This is a genomic window from Pedobacter sp. HMWF019, assembly GCF_003061025.1.
Classification (GTDB): domain Bacteria; phylum Bacteroidota; class Bacteroidia; order Sphingobacteriales; family Sphingobacteriaceae; genus Pedobacter.
The window spans coordinates 3,408-23,593 of record NZ_QAIL01000359.1 but is presented as its reverse complement, the minus strand read 5'-3'; the positions used below and the strand labels follow the sequence as shown (position 1 = coordinate 23,593).

The 20,186-nt window shown below is 41.5% G+C and carries 16 protein-coding genes and 1 tRNA gene; 7 read left to right on the top strand and 10 right to left on the bottom strand.

What is annotated here, in order from left to right; genetic code table 11:
* Positions 1-533: 533 nt before the first annotated feature.
* The gene (locus DBR11_RS19740) at positions 534-1,112 is read right to left on the bottom strand and encodes an AraC family transcriptional regulator (protein WP_233260837.1); all 579 of its coding nucleotides are present in this window, start codon (positions 1,110-1,112) and stop codon (positions 534-536) included.
* Positions 1,113-1,682: 570 nt separating this feature from the next.
* Between DBR11_RS19740 and DBR11_RS19735 the strand changes: the two genes are divergently transcribed.
* Positions 1,683-2,210, top strand: coding sequence for a protease (locus DBR11_RS19735; protein WP_108554341.1), 528 nt, complete (start codon positions 1,683-1,685; stop codon positions 2,208-2,210).
* Positions 2,211-2,772: 562 nt separating this feature from the next.
* On the opposite strand, the gene DBR11_RS19730 is transcribed toward DBR11_RS19735, so the two are convergent.
* From DBR11_RS19730 to DBR11_RS19690, 9 genes are all read right to left on the bottom strand, one after another.
* Positions 2,773-2,846, bottom strand: a tRNA-Arg gene (locus DBR11_RS19730).
* A gap of 92 nt (positions 2,847-2,938) precedes the next feature.
* The gene (locus tag DBR11_RS19725) at positions 2,939-4,315 is read right to left on the bottom strand and encodes an exonuclease domain-containing protein (RefSeq protein WP_108554340.1); all 1,377 of its coding nucleotides are present in this window, start codon (positions 4,313-4,315) and stop codon (positions 2,939-2,941) included.
* A 50-nt stretch (positions 4,316-4,365) separates the two neighbouring features.
* Entirely contained in the window at positions 4,366-4,776 is a 411-nt protein-coding gene (locus tag DBR11_RS19720; protein ID WP_108554339.1) for an OsmC family protein, read from the bottom strand.
* A gap of 4 nt (positions 4,777-4,780) precedes the next feature.
* Complete coding sequence (locus tag DBR11_RS19715) at positions 4,781-4,966, bottom strand: hypothetical protein (RefSeq protein ID WP_108554338.1); 186 nt, start codon at positions 4,964-4,966, stop codon at positions 4,781-4,783.
* A 58-nt stretch (positions 4,967-5,024) separates the two neighbouring features.
* Complete coding sequence (locus DBR11_RS19710) at positions 5,025-5,861, bottom strand: protease complex subunit PrcB family protein (protein WP_108554337.1); 837 nt, start codon at positions 5,859-5,861, stop codon at positions 5,025-5,027.
* Positions 5,862-5,930: 69 nt separating this feature from the next.
* Positions 5,931-7,361 carry a chromosomal replication initiator protein DnaA gene (gene dnaA, locus DBR11_RS19705; RefSeq protein WP_108554336.1) on the bottom strand — a complete coding sequence of 477 codons (1,431 nt, stop codon included), beginning with the start codon at positions 7,359-7,361 and terminating at the stop codon, positions 5,931-5,933.
* Positions 7,362-7,654: 293 nt separating this feature from the next.
* Positions 7,655-8,998 carry a carbohydrate porin gene (locus DBR11_RS19700; RefSeq protein ID WP_233260836.1) on the bottom strand — a complete coding sequence of 448 codons (1,344 nt, stop codon included), beginning with the start codon at positions 8,996-8,998 and terminating at the stop codon, positions 7,655-7,657.
* Positions 8,999-9,120: 122 nt separating this feature from the next.
* A complete protein-coding gene (locus DBR11_RS19695; protein ID WP_108554335.1) occupies positions 9,121-10,488 on the bottom strand; it encodes an ATP-binding protein in 1,368 nt (455 codons plus the stop codon).
* 16 nt (positions 10,489-10,504) lie between these two features.
* Entirely contained in the window at positions 10,505-11,188 is a 684-nt protein-coding gene (locus tag DBR11_RS19690; protein WP_108554334.1) for a response regulator transcription factor, read from the bottom strand.
* 84 nt (positions 11,189-11,272) lie between these two features.
* Between DBR11_RS19690 and DBR11_RS19685 the strand changes: the two genes are divergently transcribed.
* The 6 genes from DBR11_RS19685 to DBR11_RS19660 form a co-directional block, all read left to right on the top strand.
* Complete coding sequence (locus DBR11_RS19685; RefSeq protein WP_108554333.1) at positions 11,273-11,854, top strand: RNA polymerase sigma factor; 582 nt, start codon at positions 11,273-11,275, stop codon at positions 11,852-11,854.
* Between the two features lie 73 nt (positions 11,855-11,927).
* The gene (locus DBR11_RS19680; protein ID WP_108554332.1) at positions 11,928-12,980 is read left to right on the top strand and encodes a FecR family protein; all 1,053 of its coding nucleotides are present in this window, start codon (positions 11,928-11,930) and stop codon (positions 12,978-12,980) included.
* 148 nt (positions 12,981-13,128) lie between these two features.
* Entirely contained in the window at positions 13,129-16,710 is a 3,582-nt protein-coding gene (locus DBR11_RS19675; protein ID WP_108554331.1) for a TonB-dependent receptor, read from the top strand.
* A 20-nt stretch (positions 16,711-16,730) separates the two neighbouring features.
* The gene (locus DBR11_RS19670; RefSeq protein WP_108554330.1) at positions 16,731-18,515 is read left to right on the top strand and encodes a RagB/SusD family nutrient uptake outer membrane protein; all 1,785 of its coding nucleotides are present in this window, start codon (positions 16,731-16,733) and stop codon (positions 18,513-18,515) included.
* A 29-nt stretch (positions 18,516-18,544) separates the two neighbouring features.
* Positions 18,545-19,669, top strand: a complete 1,125-nt coding sequence (locus DBR11_RS19665; protein ID WP_108554329.1) for an acyltransferase family protein — start codon at positions 18,545-18,547, stop codon at positions 19,667-19,669.
* A gap of 42 nt (positions 19,670-19,711) precedes the next feature.
* On the top strand, positions 19,712-20,186 hold a 475-nt coding region (locus DBR11_RS19660; protein ID WP_199233897.1), incomplete at its 3' end, for a carbohydate-binding domain-containing protein.

Genomic DNA, 20,186 nt, shown 5'->3' with positions numbered 1-20,186 from the left:
TTAGCATTCCATTGCCACAAAGCTTTACAATTTTATTGTTCGGATCAAATTTCATAGTTATGGAATCAAGTACATCATATTCAAATTTACATTAATTACTCAAGCTGCAACTTAAAATAATATTCAACGCCTTATAGTAGAATTTAATTCAGACATTCATGAAATATCTCCTGATTTTTCTGCTGCCGGTGCTATGTATTCTTGCACAGCAGATTTAATTAAATTTAATAACGCACTTTTTGTCTTCCAACTAATTAAAGAACAAACCCTTAATCAACTATTAACACCTGGCTTGGATAACTACCGATACAGCGTTTGGATAAGAGATACTAAAGGAAATAACAGTAAATATGGAAGAATGGAAAGATATGGAAGAATACAAGGCGCCAATGGTGTTTGGTTTCATTACTTAAATCATAATCTCAGTATTATTATATTGTCAAACACCAACCTGACCAATTTAAGCGGTTTTGCCTTAAAAATTGGTCAAGTAGTTTTTTAAATTCTCATTTTGATATATGAATTAAATATGCTTAATGTGCTTCGGTGGAGAAATGAGAGGCATTTTTAAAACCTACCTCAACATATACTTCCTGTATTTTTTTGCCTTCTTTCAATTTGGTATAGGCCATTTCCAAACGTTTTTTAATCAACCATTTTTGCGGACTGAGGTTACTGATCTTTTTGAAATCCCGTTTGAACGTTGCTAAACTACGACCTGTGTAAGCGGCAATCTGTTCCATGGAAAGCTCATCCATATAGTTTTCACCAAGAAACTCAAGCATGTCCACTTTCCAGGGTTCAGTAAAATCAAATAGTACAGGATAAAAAAACTCAGCGTTATTGAGTAAGGCATAAATACCTTCTTGTAATTTTAAATTCGAAACTCCTTCAGTAGGTTTAACCTGTTCATCAAAATACGGGACAAGGGATTGAAATAGGCTGGTAATAGCTGCACTAGGTTCGATCTTAAATACATTATCCTCCCAAAGAGCTATCTTTTTTGGTACATCAGCTTTGTTCATCTTACTATAAAACCCGCGCAAAACAGGACGCTTGAAGGTCAGCGAAATACCCTTATAAAGTTCTTCGCCCTTGCTATTTTTATACATTCTGAGACGGTGGTTACGTCTGATAAAGGCACAATCTCCGGCTTGTAGCGTAATTTTCTTGTTTTTATCCTATATGACCTGTTCTCCCGAGTATAAATAGACTAAGGTATGCTCTGGGGCAGCATGAATACATTTTTCACTATAATCAGAAAAGCAGGAAAGAAATATACCAGAATAGTTTATTGTTCTTAATTTATCTACCTGTTCCATAGTTGTGCCCAGTGAATTTTTAATTAAAACACAACAAAAATAGCCATTTAACCTCTAACAATCTTTATTCTAAGGCTCATTTATTCTTGTCCAAAAGCTCATGATTCTATGATTTGCGGTATACTCTGCTAGGGTTGCATATTTATTCTCACTTGGAAGCAATAACGTAGGTCCGTTTTTATTGATGAACAGCTTACGTAAAGTTCCCCCAAATGCAATCGGGTAGGTAATGTCAAGGTGGGCCAAAAAAATTGCTGAATTTGCTTATCCAAAAAACTACTAATCAATAGACTTTTCATTATAACAAGACCATCACATAAATTTAATATAAAAGCCCGGGAAAAAAGATATTTTTGCTTTATGAAAAACTTCAGCACATTACTATCTGCCACCGTTATATTGGCACTTTCATCTTGCGGGATGAACAACAATGTTGCACAAAACAGTACAGGTGCAACAAATTCTTCGGCTACTGTAGCTGCAGACAGCACAGCTGGAAAAGCTTTATTTGCAAAGATGTTGGTGAAAGACACGATTAAGGCAGGCGAAATGGTGGAACTGAAATTTACGGTGTACAACAATGCCGACACTACACAACAATTTTGCAAATGGCACACGCCTTTTGAGCCGTTTATAAGTAAATATCTGGATGTGAAATCAGAGTCTGGTGAAGAAGTAAACTACAAAGGCGCAATGGCAAAACGAGTAATGCCACCTCCGGCCAGCAGTTACGTTGCTGTAAATTCTAAAGACAGTGTTTCTGCTACCGTTGATCTTTTAAAAGGATATGACATCTCGAAACCTGCCAGGTACACCGTTATTTACGTTGGTCAAAACATGAGCGGACTGATTGTTAAAGACAGTATTTCTTTTGTTTACACCAAATAGCAAAAATTAAAATTCTGCTGAACAGGCTCCTCACCATCAAGAAATGATTGTTCCCTAACGGCTTCGTTATCCCATTACCTCTGCAACTCCTGATCGTATATGTCCTGTTCTTCCTTTGTCATATAACTCGAAGTATTGTTGTTTTTAATGGTCTCGTTGAGCTGCTTTTAGTCGGTTTCGTATATTCCACTGTAGATTGATTTTATTCAAAACAACTGAATATGGAGAATTACAATTTTTCGATTTCTTCAGCAGGGAGCTTGGTGTATTTGATAATAATATCTAGAGCAACACCGTCTTTCTTCATCTCAAGGGCAATCTCACGAGCTTTCTTTTCCTCTCCCTCAAGAAACTTCGGAATGATTCCGTCAGTAGCCTCCCTTTCACCACCCTCCCGGTCTGCACCCAGGAAAATATGATTTCATGATCAAGCCTCAGAATCTGTAAGATTCAGCGCGATCAGAAAACATATTTTCAGCCCTCGGAAACCACAATAGAAATTTGGTACAGAAAATATCTAAAAACAAAAAAGCTCCTAGTTTTCACTAGAAGCTTTTTGCAGTACCCTGGAAGGGATTCGAACCCCTGACCCACGGTTTAGAAAACCGTTGCTCTATCCAACTGAGCTACCAAGGCATTTCCTTTTTCTTGGAGCGCCAAAGATAGGATTAAAGCCTTAAAACAGCAAATCTATTTAACAAATTCTTTATAAGGAATTGATAATAAGGCTAAAATTCTATACTTAATTTCTTACCGGGGTGCGCATCTGCATAAGAAAGGATCAAATGGAGGATGTAATCATTAGAAGGAAGTGGTTTTAAAGCAGATTTAACCTGACTCATATCCTTCACATCTGTATACTGCGAGATATATCCCATTCCATAAAACTGTCCCTTCTCTACCCAAAGGCAGCTTTGCTCATCTTCGGTCCTCCCCTGGTCAATCACTGCAAATGAAGGCAGCATCTGGTGAAGTTCCTGAATCGCATACTTAACCCTTACATTATAAGCTGCTGCAGACTCTTTTCCTACACAGGCACCACTGCACTTACCATCTTCATGCCCAACACAGCCTATCCGGTTCTTCTGTATAAAACATAGCCGCTCGCAGAGCAAATGCTCCTTGATCAACATCCGCAGTAAGCTATGCCCTTCAGAAAGGCTATTGAAATTATATAATGAAGGTCCTTGTTTTTTAAACTTATCAATGCCCAGGCGTATATATCCATTCTGATCTATAAAAGAAAACAGGGAATACTTTTGTTCAAAACGTTTCATCGCCCGGTTATTTTCAGGCCAGAGCCTTTTGATCTCCACCGCTTCAAGGATAAAAGCCATCAGCTCTGTGCCACAAACTTCAAACTCTACATGATGAATGTTCTTTAGAAAATCCTGCCGCTGAGGCCCCAGGTTATTTCCCGTAAAATGCGAGCAAACGCGCTTTTTGATATTCTTTGCCTTGCCAATATAAATCACATTTCCTTTCTGGTCTTTAAAATAATAGACACCTGGATTTTGAGGCAACGCATCAACAGCTGCTTTGGCCAGGTTAGGCGGCAAAGCCTGCTCTTTAGAACTCTTGTTTAAGGCTTGTTTTATGTGTCCTTCCTGATCGGCTTCCAGCAGCATCCCCAATAAGATCGCCGTTGCCTCTGCATCCCCTCCTGCACGGTGACGGTCGTTCAAGGTTATACCTAACGAGTTGCACAGTTTCCCAAGACTATAAGAAGGAAAACCTGGAAATACCTTCCTGCTCATTCTAACCGTACACATTTTTTTACATTGCAAATGGTAGCCCGCCACCTCCAGCTGGTGCCGTACAAAGGAGAAGTCGAAATTGACGTTATGTGCAACAAATATTTTATCGTGCAGCAAATTGTAAATCCGGTCTGCAACCTCTTCAAATTTTGGTGCAGAAGCCACCATCTCATCGCTTATGCCCGTTAAAGATTCAATATAAGCAGGAATAGAGTGTTCAGGATTGATCAAGCTATCAAAACGTTCTGTTACGCGCGTTCCATCATGGATTTGTATAGAGATCTCTGTGATCCCGTTTCCTGATGCATAGCCTCCGGTAGTTTCTATATCGACAACAGCAAATTGCATGAGAATTAAATTTGCTGTAAATGTACTAATTTATTTAGCATCTCCTTGCTCTAATTTTTAGCAGAAGTTTCAATTTTAATAGGATTGGACAGAATTTTATGAATAGGGCATTTATCTGCAATCTGCATTAACCTGGCTTTTTCTTCCTCAGAAAGCTGCCCGGTAAATTCTATAGTACGCGTAATGATGGTACTTTTATCCATTTGGTCTTCACTACAAATGGCCAGATCAATTTTAATCGTATCCAGGTTGTACTGTTTTCTGTCTGCATACATTCGGATCGTAATGGCCGTACAACTGCCCAGGCTGGCCAATAATAAGGCCGCAGGCGACATACCTTCATCTGTACCGCCCATTGCCTCTGGTTCATCTGAATAGATAAAGTGGCCTCCTGAATATACTTTGGTTTTATAATGCGATCTGTCCAGTTCTGTAACCGCAGTGATTTGTGTATTACTCATGTAACTATTTCTTCGTAGCTCTTTTACGCTGCCGCTCTTCGGCTTGCTTCACTTCATCCTTTTCAGAAAGTGGAAAATCGGTTTCAGGAGATTCCTCTTTAGAATGTCCGGTCTTTTTAGGCTTCACCTCTGCTGCTTTTGATAAAGCTTTATCCGCATTATGACCTGGTTTATTCTGATTAGTTTTCATAACAACACCCTTTATATATTATATGAAACAGTGCAGAACCAGATCAGTTTCAATTAAATTAATCTTTCTTTAAGCTCACTTTATAAAAGGAAGAAATAAAAGTTTCCGCGCGTGGCTCTGTGATCACCTGAAGGTAAGAATGACCTGCTTCAGGATTAACCAGGCTATAATGAACAACGGCCTCTCCTTTCGCAGAAAAATCAATCCCGTTGATCATGATCTGGTAACCGGAATTCGGTTTAGTGCCTCTTGAAATCGTGATGCGGTTCACATCGGCATTTACTGCTGCAGACACCATTGTCACTTCTTCTTTTACTGAAGCCCCTTCTTTTTCTTTGTGGGCACGAACAAATTCAGCCGCCTTATGTACCATTTTTACGGCTTCCGATTCCGTAATAAAGGCTTTAGGTCTGAAATTTCCTTTTTCCAGGGCAAGCACATTAAATTTGATCAGGTTTTGAACCGCAGCAGAACCTTTAGAAAAAGCGGCCTCATCCTTAATCACAATAAACATCATATTAACGGGGTAATTTCCGGTTGCCTGGATCGCTTCATTTAGATTTGCTGCAAACTGTTCACGGGTCATTGGATTTTCCAGTTTAACTTTACGGTCCAGTTTGATCCCGTTATTTGCGGCTATAATAAGTGATTTTGCATAAGCTGCCTTATTGTTGGCATACACGAAATAATCTGTAGCCTTTGGCTCTTTAACAAAACGAATGGCGTCTATATTCAGGCCTAATCCTTTAACGATCAGATCTACACCATGACCAAATGAAACTTTAGTTGCTGCGACTTTTTGTTCATAGATCACTGATGCTCCTTTTTCCGGAACAGCATGACTTTGAAAACTGAAGAAAAGAAAGGGTATTGTAAGTGTAGTATATAAATTCATAGGAAATGTATTTAACTCTACCACGAATGTAACAATTTTAATATAAATTGTTACAAACACCCAGTCAATTTAGTTCATTTTCAGTTTCTTTTCGATATCGCTAACGTAAGTTCTGAATTTTTTATCTGTTTGGATGAGATCCTCAACAGTTTGACAAGCATAGATTACTGTAGAGTGGTCTCTGCCGCCAAAAAATGCACCAATGGTTTTCAAAGAAGACCGGGTCATAGACTTGGATAAATACATAGAGATCTGACGAGCCTGAACCACTTCTCTTTTACGGGTAGAAGCTTTCAGTAAATCCATAGGCACTTCAAAATACTCACAAACTTTCTTCTGGATCACCTCCATAGAAATTTCTTTGCTGGTGTTCTTAATAAAGTTCTTCAACATGGATTTGGCCAGATGAAGATCAATTTCTTTCTTGTTGAGCGTAGATTGTGCCAATAAGGAAACCATTGCGCCTTCCAGCTCCCTTACATTGTTATTGATGTTGTTGGCCACATATTCTACCACTTCTTCTGGCAGATCTATACCATCTACATACATTTTCTTTTTCAGGATCTCAATCCTGGTTTGCAGGCCTGGCAATTGCAAGTCAGCCGAAAGCCCCCATTTGAACCTGCTCAGCAAACGCTCTTCCAGCCCGGAGAGGTCTTTTGGTGCCTTATCGGAGGTGATGATGATTTGTTTACCCGACTGATGAAGGTGGTTAAAAATATGGAAAAAGATATCTTGCGTCTTTTCTTTCCCGGCAAAATTATGTACGTCGTCCATAATGATGACATCCATTGCCTGGTAAAAATTCACGAAATCATTAATGGTATTGTTCTTTAACGATTCAACGAATTGCTGGCAGAATTTCTCGCAGGAAACATAAATCACCAGTTTATCTGGCAAGGTTTGACGGATCTGGTTTCCGATAGCCTGGGCAAGGTGCGTTTTGCCCATTCCTGAAGGACCATAGATCATCAAAGGGTTAAATGAGGTTGCACCTGGTTTAGCGGCTACCGCATGCCCTGCCGAACGGGCCAGTCTGTTACAGTCTCCTTCTACATAATTCTCAAAAGTATATTGTGGGTTCAGCTGTGGGTCAACCTGTATCTTTTTTAAACCAGGAATCACAAAAGGATTTTTAATATCTCGGTTGATGTTTACCGGAACAGGCATGCTTTGTTTTTTATTTTCAGAACCATTACCGCTCGAAGGCATTTTAGTAGTATATGGTAAGCCTCCATTAGAAGACTGATCAACTACGATATTGTACTCCAATCTGCCTTCATCTCCCATTTGCAGTTTCACTGTTCTGCGCAGCAAGCTTACATAATGCTCTTCCAGCCACTCATAAAAGAACAAACTAGGCACTTGTATAGTCAGAACCTTGTCCTCCAGTTTAAGCGGAACAATAGGCTCGAACCAGGTTTTGAAGCTCTGGGCCGGGATATTATCCTTAATAATTTGGAGACAGTCATTCCATACCTGTGTACAAGTGTTATGCATAGTTATTCTTTAATTTTTTTGATTTAGTCCTTATGAGACGCTAGGTCTGCCCCGTTGTTTGGGGATGCGAAGATCATAAATTTTACTAACATTGACTAGTAAAATCTTGTCTTTTTTTTAAGTGATTCATTTGCAAAAACATAGAAGCGTTAAAAAAAAACTATTGTGAATAAGTTTCAACTATGTTAATTTTTACTAAGAAATGTTAAGAGTAACTAACAAGGCAAAAAAAAGGCAATCCATTTGGATTGCCTAAAAAACTTATTGTACTGGACTTTAGCCCAGAAACAGCATTAAAACTCTATATGCCCTCTTATTGCAAATACATTGACTGGTCCTCGGTCTTTATTGTAAGCCGGATGATTGACAAACTGATAATCTGCCGTAAGCCAGAAAGTCTTGGTCAGTTTTGCATTGTAATAGGTCTCCAGGATCATCTCCTTACCATAATTCAGTTTCCCGTCTCCAATAATAAAACCATAACCCCCATCTGCAATAAAAGTACGGTGCCCGTCAGACAGTCCGTTAACAACTGCAGCCAGGCCAAAAACATCATCAGCTCGTTTCCATTTGACACCTTTGAGCGACAAGCCAAGACTGGCCGTCCGGTCAATTTCTGTAAAAGCCCAGGTCACATCTTTACCATCGTTCCATCCTGCACGGGCAAAGATCCCCAGATCATCGGTCAACTCCTGATCTCCGCTAAAGCCAAAACCATATTTACGTCCGCCATAGGTGGTTCCTTCGGCCTGCCCGGAAATCACATTCAGAATCTGGGTATTGTTGTCTGCTAAGGCTTGTATACCCTGCGCATAAGAAGGGGCCCTGGAATAGGTATTGGTCAACAACAACCGAAGGGAACCTGGCCTTTTGAAAAGATTCTTCCGTTCAATTTCCAAGGTCTCTGAATGGGCTTTGTCTATTTTATATTCCAATTTGGGTGCGTTCGCAATACGGGGAACGGCTACGCTCGACAAACGAAATGCCCAATCTGCCTTCACAAACTCGACCACCAGCCCCATCGTGTAACCTCTGGTATTTGCAGGATAGTCCCAGGCCCCGTTACCCATCAGTGCCCAGTTGAAAAACTGGCTTCTTGGATCATGGCTGTATTTATTGTCATCATAAAAATCACTTGCTGCAAATTTACCAGCTGTAATGGTGATCCTGTCTTTAGGAACCATTCCCCCCACCTGGTTTACATCGTCGGCTACATACTCATATTCGGTATTGCCCAATGCAAACTGTTGTTGAAAATAAGCCCGGGCAATAAAGATCGCCGGAGCCGCATTCCCTACTCTGTATGTTTCTCCATTCAATGCACCTGCCACACCAACTGCAGAACTCAAACCCCTTCCGCCAGAGATCTCCGGGTTAAAATAAAGAGCTGCACCTTTCCATAATTTCCTTCCCAGGAACATTGTAGAAGTTACACTGGTTGCTGCAATTTCAGCCGTATCAGCCAAACTGTTCCGTCCCTGATAAGGCGCTTTAAAAGCGGCATGGTACTGTGAAATGGCGGTAAATTGAAAGTGGTAGCTCCAGTTGCTCTGCTTTACTGTATCTGCCTTCTGAGCCCAGGCCATGTGTGCCGACAACAGCAATATACCAATAGTAGAGATTTTCTTCATGTTCATCTTTATCTTTTATACGTAAAACGGACGCAAAGGTAAAATAGCCCAAATCGGGGAGCTATTAGAAAGATATTAGAAAAAAATTAGAATTTCATTAGAAGAATATTAATCTCAGGCAAACCACTCTACAGATGCGGTATTTCAATTGTAAAAACAGTTCCTTTACCTGGCTCTGTCTGTACTGAAATACTCCCTTTATGTAATAAAACAATCTTCTTTGTCAAAGAAAGTCCTATTCCATTGCCATTTGCTATTTTTTGATTCAGCCCACGATAAAAAGCATTAAAAATATGAGGGAGGTCTTCTGCATTGATACCGATCCCGTGATCAGAAAAATTAAGTACCACATTCTTTTCCTGATAGGAAATTGCCACAACACACTGACGGTCTGCTGAAAATTTACAGGCATTTTCAATCAGATTCACAAAGGCGGTTTGTAATAAATAGGCGTTTCCGTTTACAGAGATCAGATCATCATCATCAAACTCCTTTTCAAAAAGAATGTCAATATCATAATCCGGATTCGTTTTTTGCAACTGCAGCTGTGCATCCAGTAAAAGCTCATCCAGACGTACTTCTTTAAAATGAATCTCTGAAGAATCGTAACTGGCCTTAGCAAAATCCAGCAAACTGTTAGACAAACGCGCCAGCTTCCTGGCATCTGACAGTGCCTGGCTGATCACCACTTTATAAGCTTCCAGACTTCTTTCCTTATTCTGGGAAAGTTCCAGTTCGGTAATAATGGCTGACAAAGGTGTACGGAGTTCATGAGAGATGTTGGCCACAAAACTCTTCTGTGCATCAAAGGAGTCTTCGAGCCGGTCCAGCATTTCATTAAAGGTATTGGATAGCTCAGCCAATTCATCTTTACTGTACTGTGGATCCAGGCGCAGATCCAGATGGGTTGCAGAAATCCGGTTCACTTTCCTGGTGATCTCCGTAACGGGAGAAAACGCTTTCTTCACAAAGAAACGACCGGCAAAATAAATCACAAGTACGGAGATCAAAAACACAATACATATATTGGTTCTCAGACTGGCCAGTTTATTATATCCATATTGATCAAATCCAGCAGCGGTGATCACGTAATTGGTGTTCTTAAAGCGGTAGGAAATACCGATCACTTGCCAGTCTGACTGGTAAAAATGAATTTCCCGTTGCTTAACAATATCATCGATCATTTTCCGGGTTTCCTTTACAAAATCAATATCTACTGCATCATGATACAACAGATGGAACGATGTGGTATAAATGGCCACTTCTACTTCGTTCAGGATTTTGCGGTTATTGCGGTAAATGGTATGCAGGGTATTCGCATCTACATTTGCATCCAAAAAGAGATTGGCCTTGGTCACCGCTTCCTTCGTCAGCAAAATATAATACTCTCTTTCCCTACTTTTTTTTGCCGAAATATAAATATAGGAGGCAAACACCAGCAAAATAGCAGCAGTGATCAGTGTAAACAATATCGTTAGCCAAACCCTTATCTTCATAACCGGTTTATAATTGCTACTCTTCTTTTAAAATAAATCCCATTCCGGATTTGGTATGGATCAGTTTCTTAGAAAATTCTTTATCTACCTTTTTTCTCAGGTAATTAATATATACATCAATAAAGTTCGTGCCTGTATCAAAATGTGTTTCCCATACATTTTCTGCAATTTCCACTCTCGAAAGCACCTTTCCCTGATTTTGCATCATATATTCCAGTAGCTTAAACTCTTTTGGTGTCAGGGAAATCTCCACCTGGTTCCTTTTTACAATTTTGGTATACAGGTTCATTTCCAGATCTGCCAGTTTCAGGATAAACCCATCTGTACGTTCATTAACCCGGTTTCTCTTCATCAGAGATCGGATCCGAACCAGCAATTCCCGCATTTCAAAAGGTTTAACCAGGTAATCGTCTGCTCCGGCATCAAAACCTTCTACCTTATCATCTGTGGTTCCCAGAGCAGTGAGCATAATAATAGGCACATCAGGATTTACCTCCCGAATCTGCTTGCAAAGATCCAGTCCACTGATGCCCGGCAAGATAATATCTGTAATGATCAGACTATAGGTATAACTTAAGGCCAGTCTTTTTCCTTCCAGACCATCTGAGGCCAGCTCAGTTTCAAAACCAGCTTCTTCCAACCCCCTTTTAATCAGCTCAGCAATCCTGTAATCATCTTCAATCAGCAAAAAACGCGACATAGTACCCTATTAATCTGTAAAACGTATAGACCCGGTAAAAATATCAATTATATTATTAAATTTGTTATGACCTTGTATTGACAAATGAACTACTCTGCCCTCTCTGACCAGGAATTACTGAACCTCTTTAAAGGAAGTGACGAATCTGCCTTTAAAGAGATCTACCTGCGTTACTGGAAAGAGGTCTATAAAGTAGCTTATAAAAAAATACATGACCGGGAACTGGCCGAAGAACTTACCCAAAACCTTTTTGTTGACCTTTGGAAACGCCGGGAAACGGCTGTGATCCAATCGTTGAGTGCATATCTTTTTGGTGCCCTTAAATATGCGATCATTAATTACTTCAAATCATTGATTGTCCAGGAAAATTACCACCTTCATCTTCAAACTACAGAACAGCCCTATGCCAGCAACAGCGCTGACCACCTGGCTTTATTGAATGACCTTTCAGAAGCCATCAACAAGGGCATTGCCCTGTTACCGAAAAAGACTGGTGAAGTTTTTAAACTCAGCCGCATTCACAATTGTTCTGTCAAAGACATATCCAGACAACTCAACATTTCTGAAAAGGCCGTGGAATACCATATTACCCAAAGCCTGAAGACCATGAGGTTTCATTTAAAAGAATACTTTGTTCTGGCCCTTATTCTTGGACTGTTAGTTTAATTTCTAAAAATATTTTATTTTTTATTTAGGGATAGGCCCCGCTCAGCTTACATATAGTTAAAAAGCCATTGTAATGAGCAGAGCATCATTCCATCAATTGTTAGAAAAATACCAGCAAGGCAATTGCAGCCCTGAGGAACAACGCCTTGTGGAACAATGGTATGAAATGCTGGACAAACAGGATTCCAGTAATGATCCTGCGTTATTTGGCCTTCTGGAGCAAAAACTATGGGACAAGATCCAAAACGATATCCGCGAAGAACATTCTGATGTACAGCCTGAGATTCTGCACAGAAAATTGAATTTCAAAAGAGCTCTAACTATAGCCGCAGCTATCGGTACGATTTTGCTGATCAGCGTGGCCTTTTTCTTGTATAAAACTGCCCAGACGCCAAGCCAGCAGGCCTTTTATCAGGTTAAAAAGCTCATTCTGCAAACCAACCTCACCTCCGACACGCTGAAAATAAAACTCGAAGATGGCAGCACAGTGATGCTTGAACCTAGGGCTACCTTAGAATATCCGGCCCATTTTGCAGCGGAGCAACGTGAAGTGATACTGACTGGAAACGGATTTTTCCAGGTGAGTAAAAATCCTTCCAGGCCTTTCCTGGTCTACAATAAAAACACAGTAACCCGGGTAGTAGGCACCAGCTTTACGATCAAGACCAATATCAGCACCAATGAAACTGAGGTAACTGTAAAAACCGGAAAAGTCATTGTAACCGCGAAAGAGGAAAAAAGGGTTTTCAGTCTAAAAAAACTATTTCATACCAGCCCGCAAGTTGTTCTTGTGCCCAACCAGAAAACCATCTTTCAACCCGATGCAGAACACTTCACCACTACTCTGGCCGATAATCCAATACCTGTTCAGGTAAAGAACCAGCCACAAAAAGCAGATTATAAATTTAATGAAACCCCGGTAAGTGAGGTCCTCAGCCAGCTGGAAACTACTTACGGTATAAAAATCCTTATTGAAGACGAAGCATTAAAGAACAATACATTTACCGGAAATCTGTCAGAACAGAACCTGTACAATAAGATCGATTTCCTTTGCCAGTCTATCAATGCCAATTACCAGCTATCCGGAACCACGATAGTCATCAAATCAAAAAACAAGATCAACTAACAAACCTAAAAACAAACAGCCTATGCCTTAAAACCAGAACTTTCTAACCAAATCATTTGAATAAAAAAAGCTGACAACGTTGGGGGACGATGCCAGCTAACAATTCTGTACGAAAAATTTCACATTAACGAACAAAACTTCTAAAGGTATGAAAAAAAAGCGATTTGTTGCTTTAATAACAACAGCGATGAGGATATCTATTACACAAATTTTTCTTGGGATTTTATTTACCTGCGGAACATTCGCCAAGGATGTTGGAGCGCAGGAAGTACTCAACAAGGAGATTTCTATAAATATCAGCCAGGGAAATATCAAACAACTGCTCAATAAGATACAGGCAGAAATCAATGTCAATTTTGTATATAGTGCATCCATGATCAAGGCAGATCGTCAAACCTCGGTAAACGCGGTAAAAAGACGGCTGGGCGATGTGCTGGATGAAACCCTGTTGCCCTTAAAGATCTTTTACCGGGTAGTAGACAATACCATCCTGCTCTACGATAAAGAGCATATGGACAAAGCCAGCTGGCAGCCTGTACTGACTGAACTGGAACAGAATAGCGTTAAAGGTAAAGTTAGTACACTTAAAGGTGAACCAATACCTGGCGTCAGTGTCAAAGTAAAAGGAACCGCCATTGGTGCGATGACAGATGTGAACGGAAACTACAGTATCAGTATTCCATCAGGAGAAGCTGTATTGGTCTTTACCTATATTGGCTACATTACCAAAGAAGTGGCGGTGAGTGGCCAGAAGACCTTAAATGTACAACTGGAGGAGTCTGCCCAGGCACTTGGAGAAGTGGTGGTTGTTGGTTATTCTACCCAACTAAAGAAAGATTTAACTGGTGCCGTTTCGGTGGTAAATGTTTCAGATATGATCAAACAACCTACACCTTCGGTAAACAACCTGCTCCAGGGACAGGCCTCTGGGGTAACCGTACTGGGATCAGGCCAGCCGGGAGATGAACCGCAGGTGAGGATAAGGGGGATCAATACTTTTGGCAACAACAATCCCTTATATGTAGTGGACGGTGTGCCTACACAAAACATTTCAGACCTGAACCCTAATGACGTGGAAAACCTACAGGTACTGAAAGATGCTGGTTCGGCTTCAATTTATGGCTCCAGAGCTTCTAATGGCGTGATTGTGATTACCACAAAGAAGGGGAAGAATGGTGTGCAGGTAAACTATGATGCTTACTATGGTACCCAACGGCCTAAAAAAGGAAATGTATGGCACATTTTAAATCCGCAGGAAATGGCTACCCTCCTGCAAACTGCAAAACAAAATTCTAACGATACTACGGTCAATGAAGTTTATGGGAAAAATTATCCTTATACTGTACCAGACTACATTTACCCATTCCAGGCTAAATCAGGCGATCCTTCCGTTGACCCCTCTAAATATTATGTAAAGCCCTTTTTTACCAGCCAGGATGAATACAATTCTTTTTACCGCATCAATCCGGCCAATAAAACCGGCACCAACTGGAACAATGAGATCTTTCAGCCTGCGCCTATTCACAGCCAGAACTTATCTGTAAGCAATGGTACAGAGCAGGGAAGCTATCTCTTTTCGGCCAATTATTTTGACCAGAAAGGAACCTTGCTGGAAACCTATCTGAAAAGATATACAGTAAGGGCCAATGCACAGTATAACATCAGTAAGCACATCAGAATTGGGGAAAATCTCTCTTATTCCATCACCAATAACCCAAAAATTGGAGGACTTAGCGGAGACAATGCAATAGGACATGCATTTCGCGAACAACCCATCATACCAGTTTACGACATTATGGGTAATTTTGCCGGTGGTTATGGTGGCCAGCTCGGTGATGCCTTTAACCCGGTGGCCATGCTCCGGAGAAACGACAACAACCACTCTTCAGACAACAGGCTTTTCGGAAATGTATTTGCGGAGGTGGACCTTTTCAATGATTTTACCCTGAGAACAAGTTTAGGAGGTGAATCTTATTCGGGAATATCCAGAACATTCACTTATCCTCAATATGAGAATGCAGAAAACAATACCACCAACAGCTATGCTGAGGTATCTTATTCCGGATTGAATTACACCTGGACCAATACACTGGCCTACAATAAAGTATTTGACAAGCATACCTTAAAAGTACTGGTCGGAACCGAATATTATAAAAACAGGTACAACAATATGAGTGGTAGCAACAAAGGCTATTTCTCCTTTGACCCCGATTACACCACACTTTCTACCGGAAGCGGACCAAAAGACGCTAACAGTTACCGTGAAGCGGATGCCCTGTTCTCTCTCATTGGCCGGGCAGACTACACTTTTAACGACAAATACTTGTTTGGGGCTACCATCCGCAGAGACGGTTCTTCTAAATTTCTCCAGAATGTATATGGCTGGTTTCCTTCAGTAAGTGCTGGCTGGAGGCTTTCAAAAGAGCGTTTCCTCAGTGATGTAAAATGGCTGACCGACCTAAAAATCAGGGGTGGTTGGGGCATCATGGGTAACCAGTTGAATGTATCCGGAGGGAATTCCTATACCACCTTTGGCAGCTCTATAGGCCAGTCTTATTATGCCTTGGGTGGTGGCAATAACCTGGTTTCTGGCTTTTATCAGGATCAGACCGGCAATCCTGGTGCGAAATGGGAAAAGGATATCAACTCCAATATCGGTTTTGATGCTACCCTTTGGGCAGGTGAGCTGGAAATCTCTGCAGACTATTACCGTAAAGACATTAAAGATCTGCTCTACAACCCTGAGGTAATTGCTACAGGCGGAAGTTCTGCCAGGCCTCCCTTCATCAATATTGCTCAAATGAAAAATACTGGTTTTGATATTGCAGTAACTGGCCATAAAAACATCACGAGCGACCTTAAATTAAATGTGACCGCAACACTGACCACCTATAAGAACACCATCATCAAGATCTCAGACGGTGCTAAATACTACGACATTGACGGAAGGCGCTTTGACGGCAGCAGCATTATCAGAAATGCAGTAGGTCATTCCATTAGCCAGTTCTTTGGTTACAAAGTAGATGGCTTCTGGAACTCTCAGGCTGAAATTGATGCAGCCAATCTGGCTGCACAGAAAGCCACCAAAAATCCTGAAGCGGTATATCAAACAGATATGGGCGTTGGCCGTTTTAAATATGCTGATGTTACTGGAGATGGTTATGTAACACCCGACGACCGGACCTTTCTCGGCAATGCGAATCCGGATTTCAGTTATGGATTAAATATTGGGGCTACTTACAAGAACTTCGATTTCAGTGCTTTCTTCTATGGAACTCAGGGAAATTCCATTTGGAACCAGGTCAGGTGGTGGACAGATTTCATGCCTTCTTTTAATGGCGCAAAAAGCTATACAGCCTTATATGATTCCTGGACACCAAGCAACCATAACGCCCGTGCTCCTATACAGGAAACTACTCAGTCTTTTAGCACCAACAGTGTACCCAATTCTTATTTTGTAGAGAATGGGTCTTATTTGCGGTTAAAAAACGTACAGATCGGCTATACCTTCCCAACGGGAATGTTGCAAAAGGTGGGTATCAAAAAACTGAGGGTCTATGCCTCAGGCGCCAACCTGTTTACCATTACCAAGTATTCAGGGGTTGATCCAGAGATCGGTACCTCCAGCGAAAATGACTCCAAATCTGGCGCGCAAACCGCCTATGGTATAGACGATGGCTCCTACCCAAGCCAGCGTACCTTTTTACTAGGTGTTAATTTACATTTTTAATCATTAACGGTTTAGACAAAATGAAAAGATTAAGCTATATACTCTTCCCAATCCTGTTGCTGACCGGGTCCTTCTGGTCTTGTAAAAAAGCATTGGAACAGCCACCTTTGGGTTCTTTATCAGAAACCATCATAGCAAACAAAAATGGGGTGAACGGACTTCTGGTTGGTGCTTATGCCGGTTTATATGGCATGCAGGGCGGAGACCAGGGCTTTGGCGGAACAGATGCCTGGCAAGCCTCCCCAAGTAATTGGGTCTTTGGAGCCATTGCCGGTGGTGATGCCTCCAAAGGTAGTGACGGTAGTGATCAGCCTGCCATTGACCCGATTGCCAACTTCTACTCAGACGGAACCAATGCCTTCTATAATGGCAAATGGAAAGCACTCTACGAAGGGGTTTTCAGAACCAACAACGTATTGAAATTTCTGGGCCGTGCTACGGATATCCAGGCTGCAGACCATAGTAATATTGAAGGACAGGCTCGTTTTCTGCGTGCACATTTTTATTTCGAACTTAAAAAAATGTGGAACATGGTGCCTTACACCGATGAAACCACTACTGATTTCAACCAGCCCAACAATACGGACATCTGGCCAAAAATAGAGGCCGACCTGAAGTTCGCTTATGAAAACCTTCCGGGGACACAATCCGAAATAGGCCGGGCCAATAAATGGGCGGCAGGTGCTTATCTGGCTAAAGCCTATCTTTATCAGCATAAGTATGCGCAGGCCAAGGCTATTTTTGATGTGGTGATTCCGCAAGGTACAACCACAAGCGGAAAAAAATATGCTTTAAATGAAGCTTTCGCAGATAATTTTACGCCAAGTAAAGAAGACAACCCTGAAGTTGTTTTTGCCATACAGATGGCTGCAAATGCGGATCCAAATGGTCCTTCTAAAGGAAACAACGGAGATATGCTCAATTTTCCATACGGTGAGAGTCCATTTGGATGTTGTGGTTTCTTCCAGCCCTCTATCGACCTGGTTAACCATTTCCGTACCAATGAAACCACCGGATTGCCATATTTGACCGATTACAATAGTCATCCGATCAAAAATGACATGAATATTAGCGGTGACCAAAATTTTGATCCGGATCAGGGCACCATTGACCCACGCCTGGACTGGACCGCCGGAAGACGCGGTGTTCCTTACCTGGACTGGGGCAATTACCCTGGTAAACCCTGGATCAGAAGCCAGCTGTATGGTGGTCCTTACGGTCCGAAAAAGAATATTTTCTGGCAGGCTACCCAGGCCACTGATGGTGATTTTAGTACCTGGGCACCGGGTTCTTCCATCAATTATCTGGTGATCCGCTTTGCTGATGTCTTGCTCATGGCAGCAGAATGTGAGGCACAGGTGGGCAGCCCGGACAAGGCACAGGAATATGTTAATTTGGTTAGAGCAAGGGCTGCAAACCCAAAAAGCTGGGTTTACAAATACATAGATGACGACAATCCTTTAAAAGGCTTTTCGGACGAACCAGCGGCCAATTATAAAGTAGGTGCTTATCCTGCCGGGGATTTTGCTTCGAAAGGAAAAAACTATTCCTTGAGTGCCATCTATTATGAGCGTAAAATAGAACTGGCTATGGAAGGTCATCGCTTTTTTGATTTGGTAAGGTGGGGCATAGCAGATCAGGAATTAAATGCTTACTTTAGTTATCAGGGAAAATTGACACAAGATGTGAGCAGAGGCAAGTTTAATGCAGCAAGGAATAGCTATTATCCTATTCCACAGCGGCAGATCGACCTCAGTCAGGCAGGAGGTGCTCCAGTTTTAAAACAAAACCCAGGCTACAATTAATTTACCAGGATTAAAATCAAAAACATCACATGAACCCATCTCCACAACGATTTCTTTCCCTGGATGTATTCCGGGGAATGACCGTTTGCTTTATGATCATTGTCAATACTCCGGGCCGGGGAGCTACCCCATTTGGTATCCTGGAGCATGCCAGCTGGCATGGCTTTACTCCTACCGACCTGGTCTTTCCTTCTTTTTTGTTTGCGGTTGGAAATGCCATGAGTTTTACCATGAAGAAATTTGCCGAAATGCAGACCAGCGATGTGCTGCTCAAAATATTTAAACGGACCTGTGTTATTTTCCTCCTGGGTTTTCTGCTCTACTGGTTCCCCTTTTTCAGTTATGATAAAGCAGGGCACATGGTTTTCTCTCCTTTCAGCCATACCCGTATCCTGGGTGTGCTGCAAAGAATAGCACTGTGTTACTGTATTGCCTCCCTGATGGTGCGTTTTCTCTCCACCCGTACGGTGATCATCACTAGTGTGATCATGCTTCTGGGTTACTGGATCGTGCTGCTGGTTTACGGAGACCCTTCAGATCCTTTCAGTATGTTGGGCAATGCCGGACAATACCTGGATACAGCGGTTCTGGGAGAACATCACCTTTATCATGGCGAAGGTGTGGCATTTGACCCGGAAGGGATATTAAGTACGATTCCTTCCTGTGTTAATGTGATCATTGGTTACCTGACCGGGGTTTTTATACAAAAGAAAGGTAAGGGATATGAAACCATAGCAAAGCTCCTGTTAACCGGAGCTTTGCTTGTACTGGTCTCCATCTGCTGGAATGCTATATTTCCGATTAACAAAAAGCTATGGACCAGCTCTTTTGTGCTGGTCACCTGCGGCCTTGACCTGATCCTCATTGGTGCATTGATCTATATTATAGAGGTCTTGTCCTGGAATAAATGGACGAAGTTCTTTACCGTTTTTGGCAAGAACCCACTATTCATTTACCTGGTTTCAGAGGTATTGCTGACTGTTATAGATCTTATTTTTCCGAAACTGCATTTCTATAAATGGATCAACGAATCATTTTTCCAGGTTATTGCGCCGGGACCGGTAGGTTCTCTTTTATTTGCCCTCTGTTTTATGCTGGTTTGCTGGCTGGTGGGTTACATTTTAGATAAACGTAAAATATATGTAAGGGTTTAAACCCGGAATTAAACAGAATTTACTTCCTTAACATTAAAGGTTATGAAACATCTTTTAATAACAGTTTTGCTGTTAAACACCTTTCTTATGTCCTTTGCTCAAACAAAGAAGCAGCTGAATCCTGCCGATGTTCAATTGAAATGGGAATTGCTGCGTAATAAATACAAGAACACTGGCCTGGCCCTTTCCAGCCTGACACTAATCAATGAAGGAAAAGAGAGTCTTCCTGCTGGTGGATGGAGCATCTATTTTAATTCCGGGAGGTTAACGGTAGCCGATACAGATACAGCTGCTGTACAGATCCAGCAGGTCAATGGCGACCTGTTTCGTTTGTTCCCCAAGTCCGGTAACCTTTCTTTAGGACCGGGTAGCAGTAAAAAGATCCAGATACTGGCAGAAGAGGCTAAGAACCGCTCCGATTTTCCTTCCGGCTTTTACCTGGTCTGGGACCAGCATCCAGAAAAAGGTTATCCATTTAAAAAATTTAAGGCTATTTCTCTCCTCAACAGAGATCAGG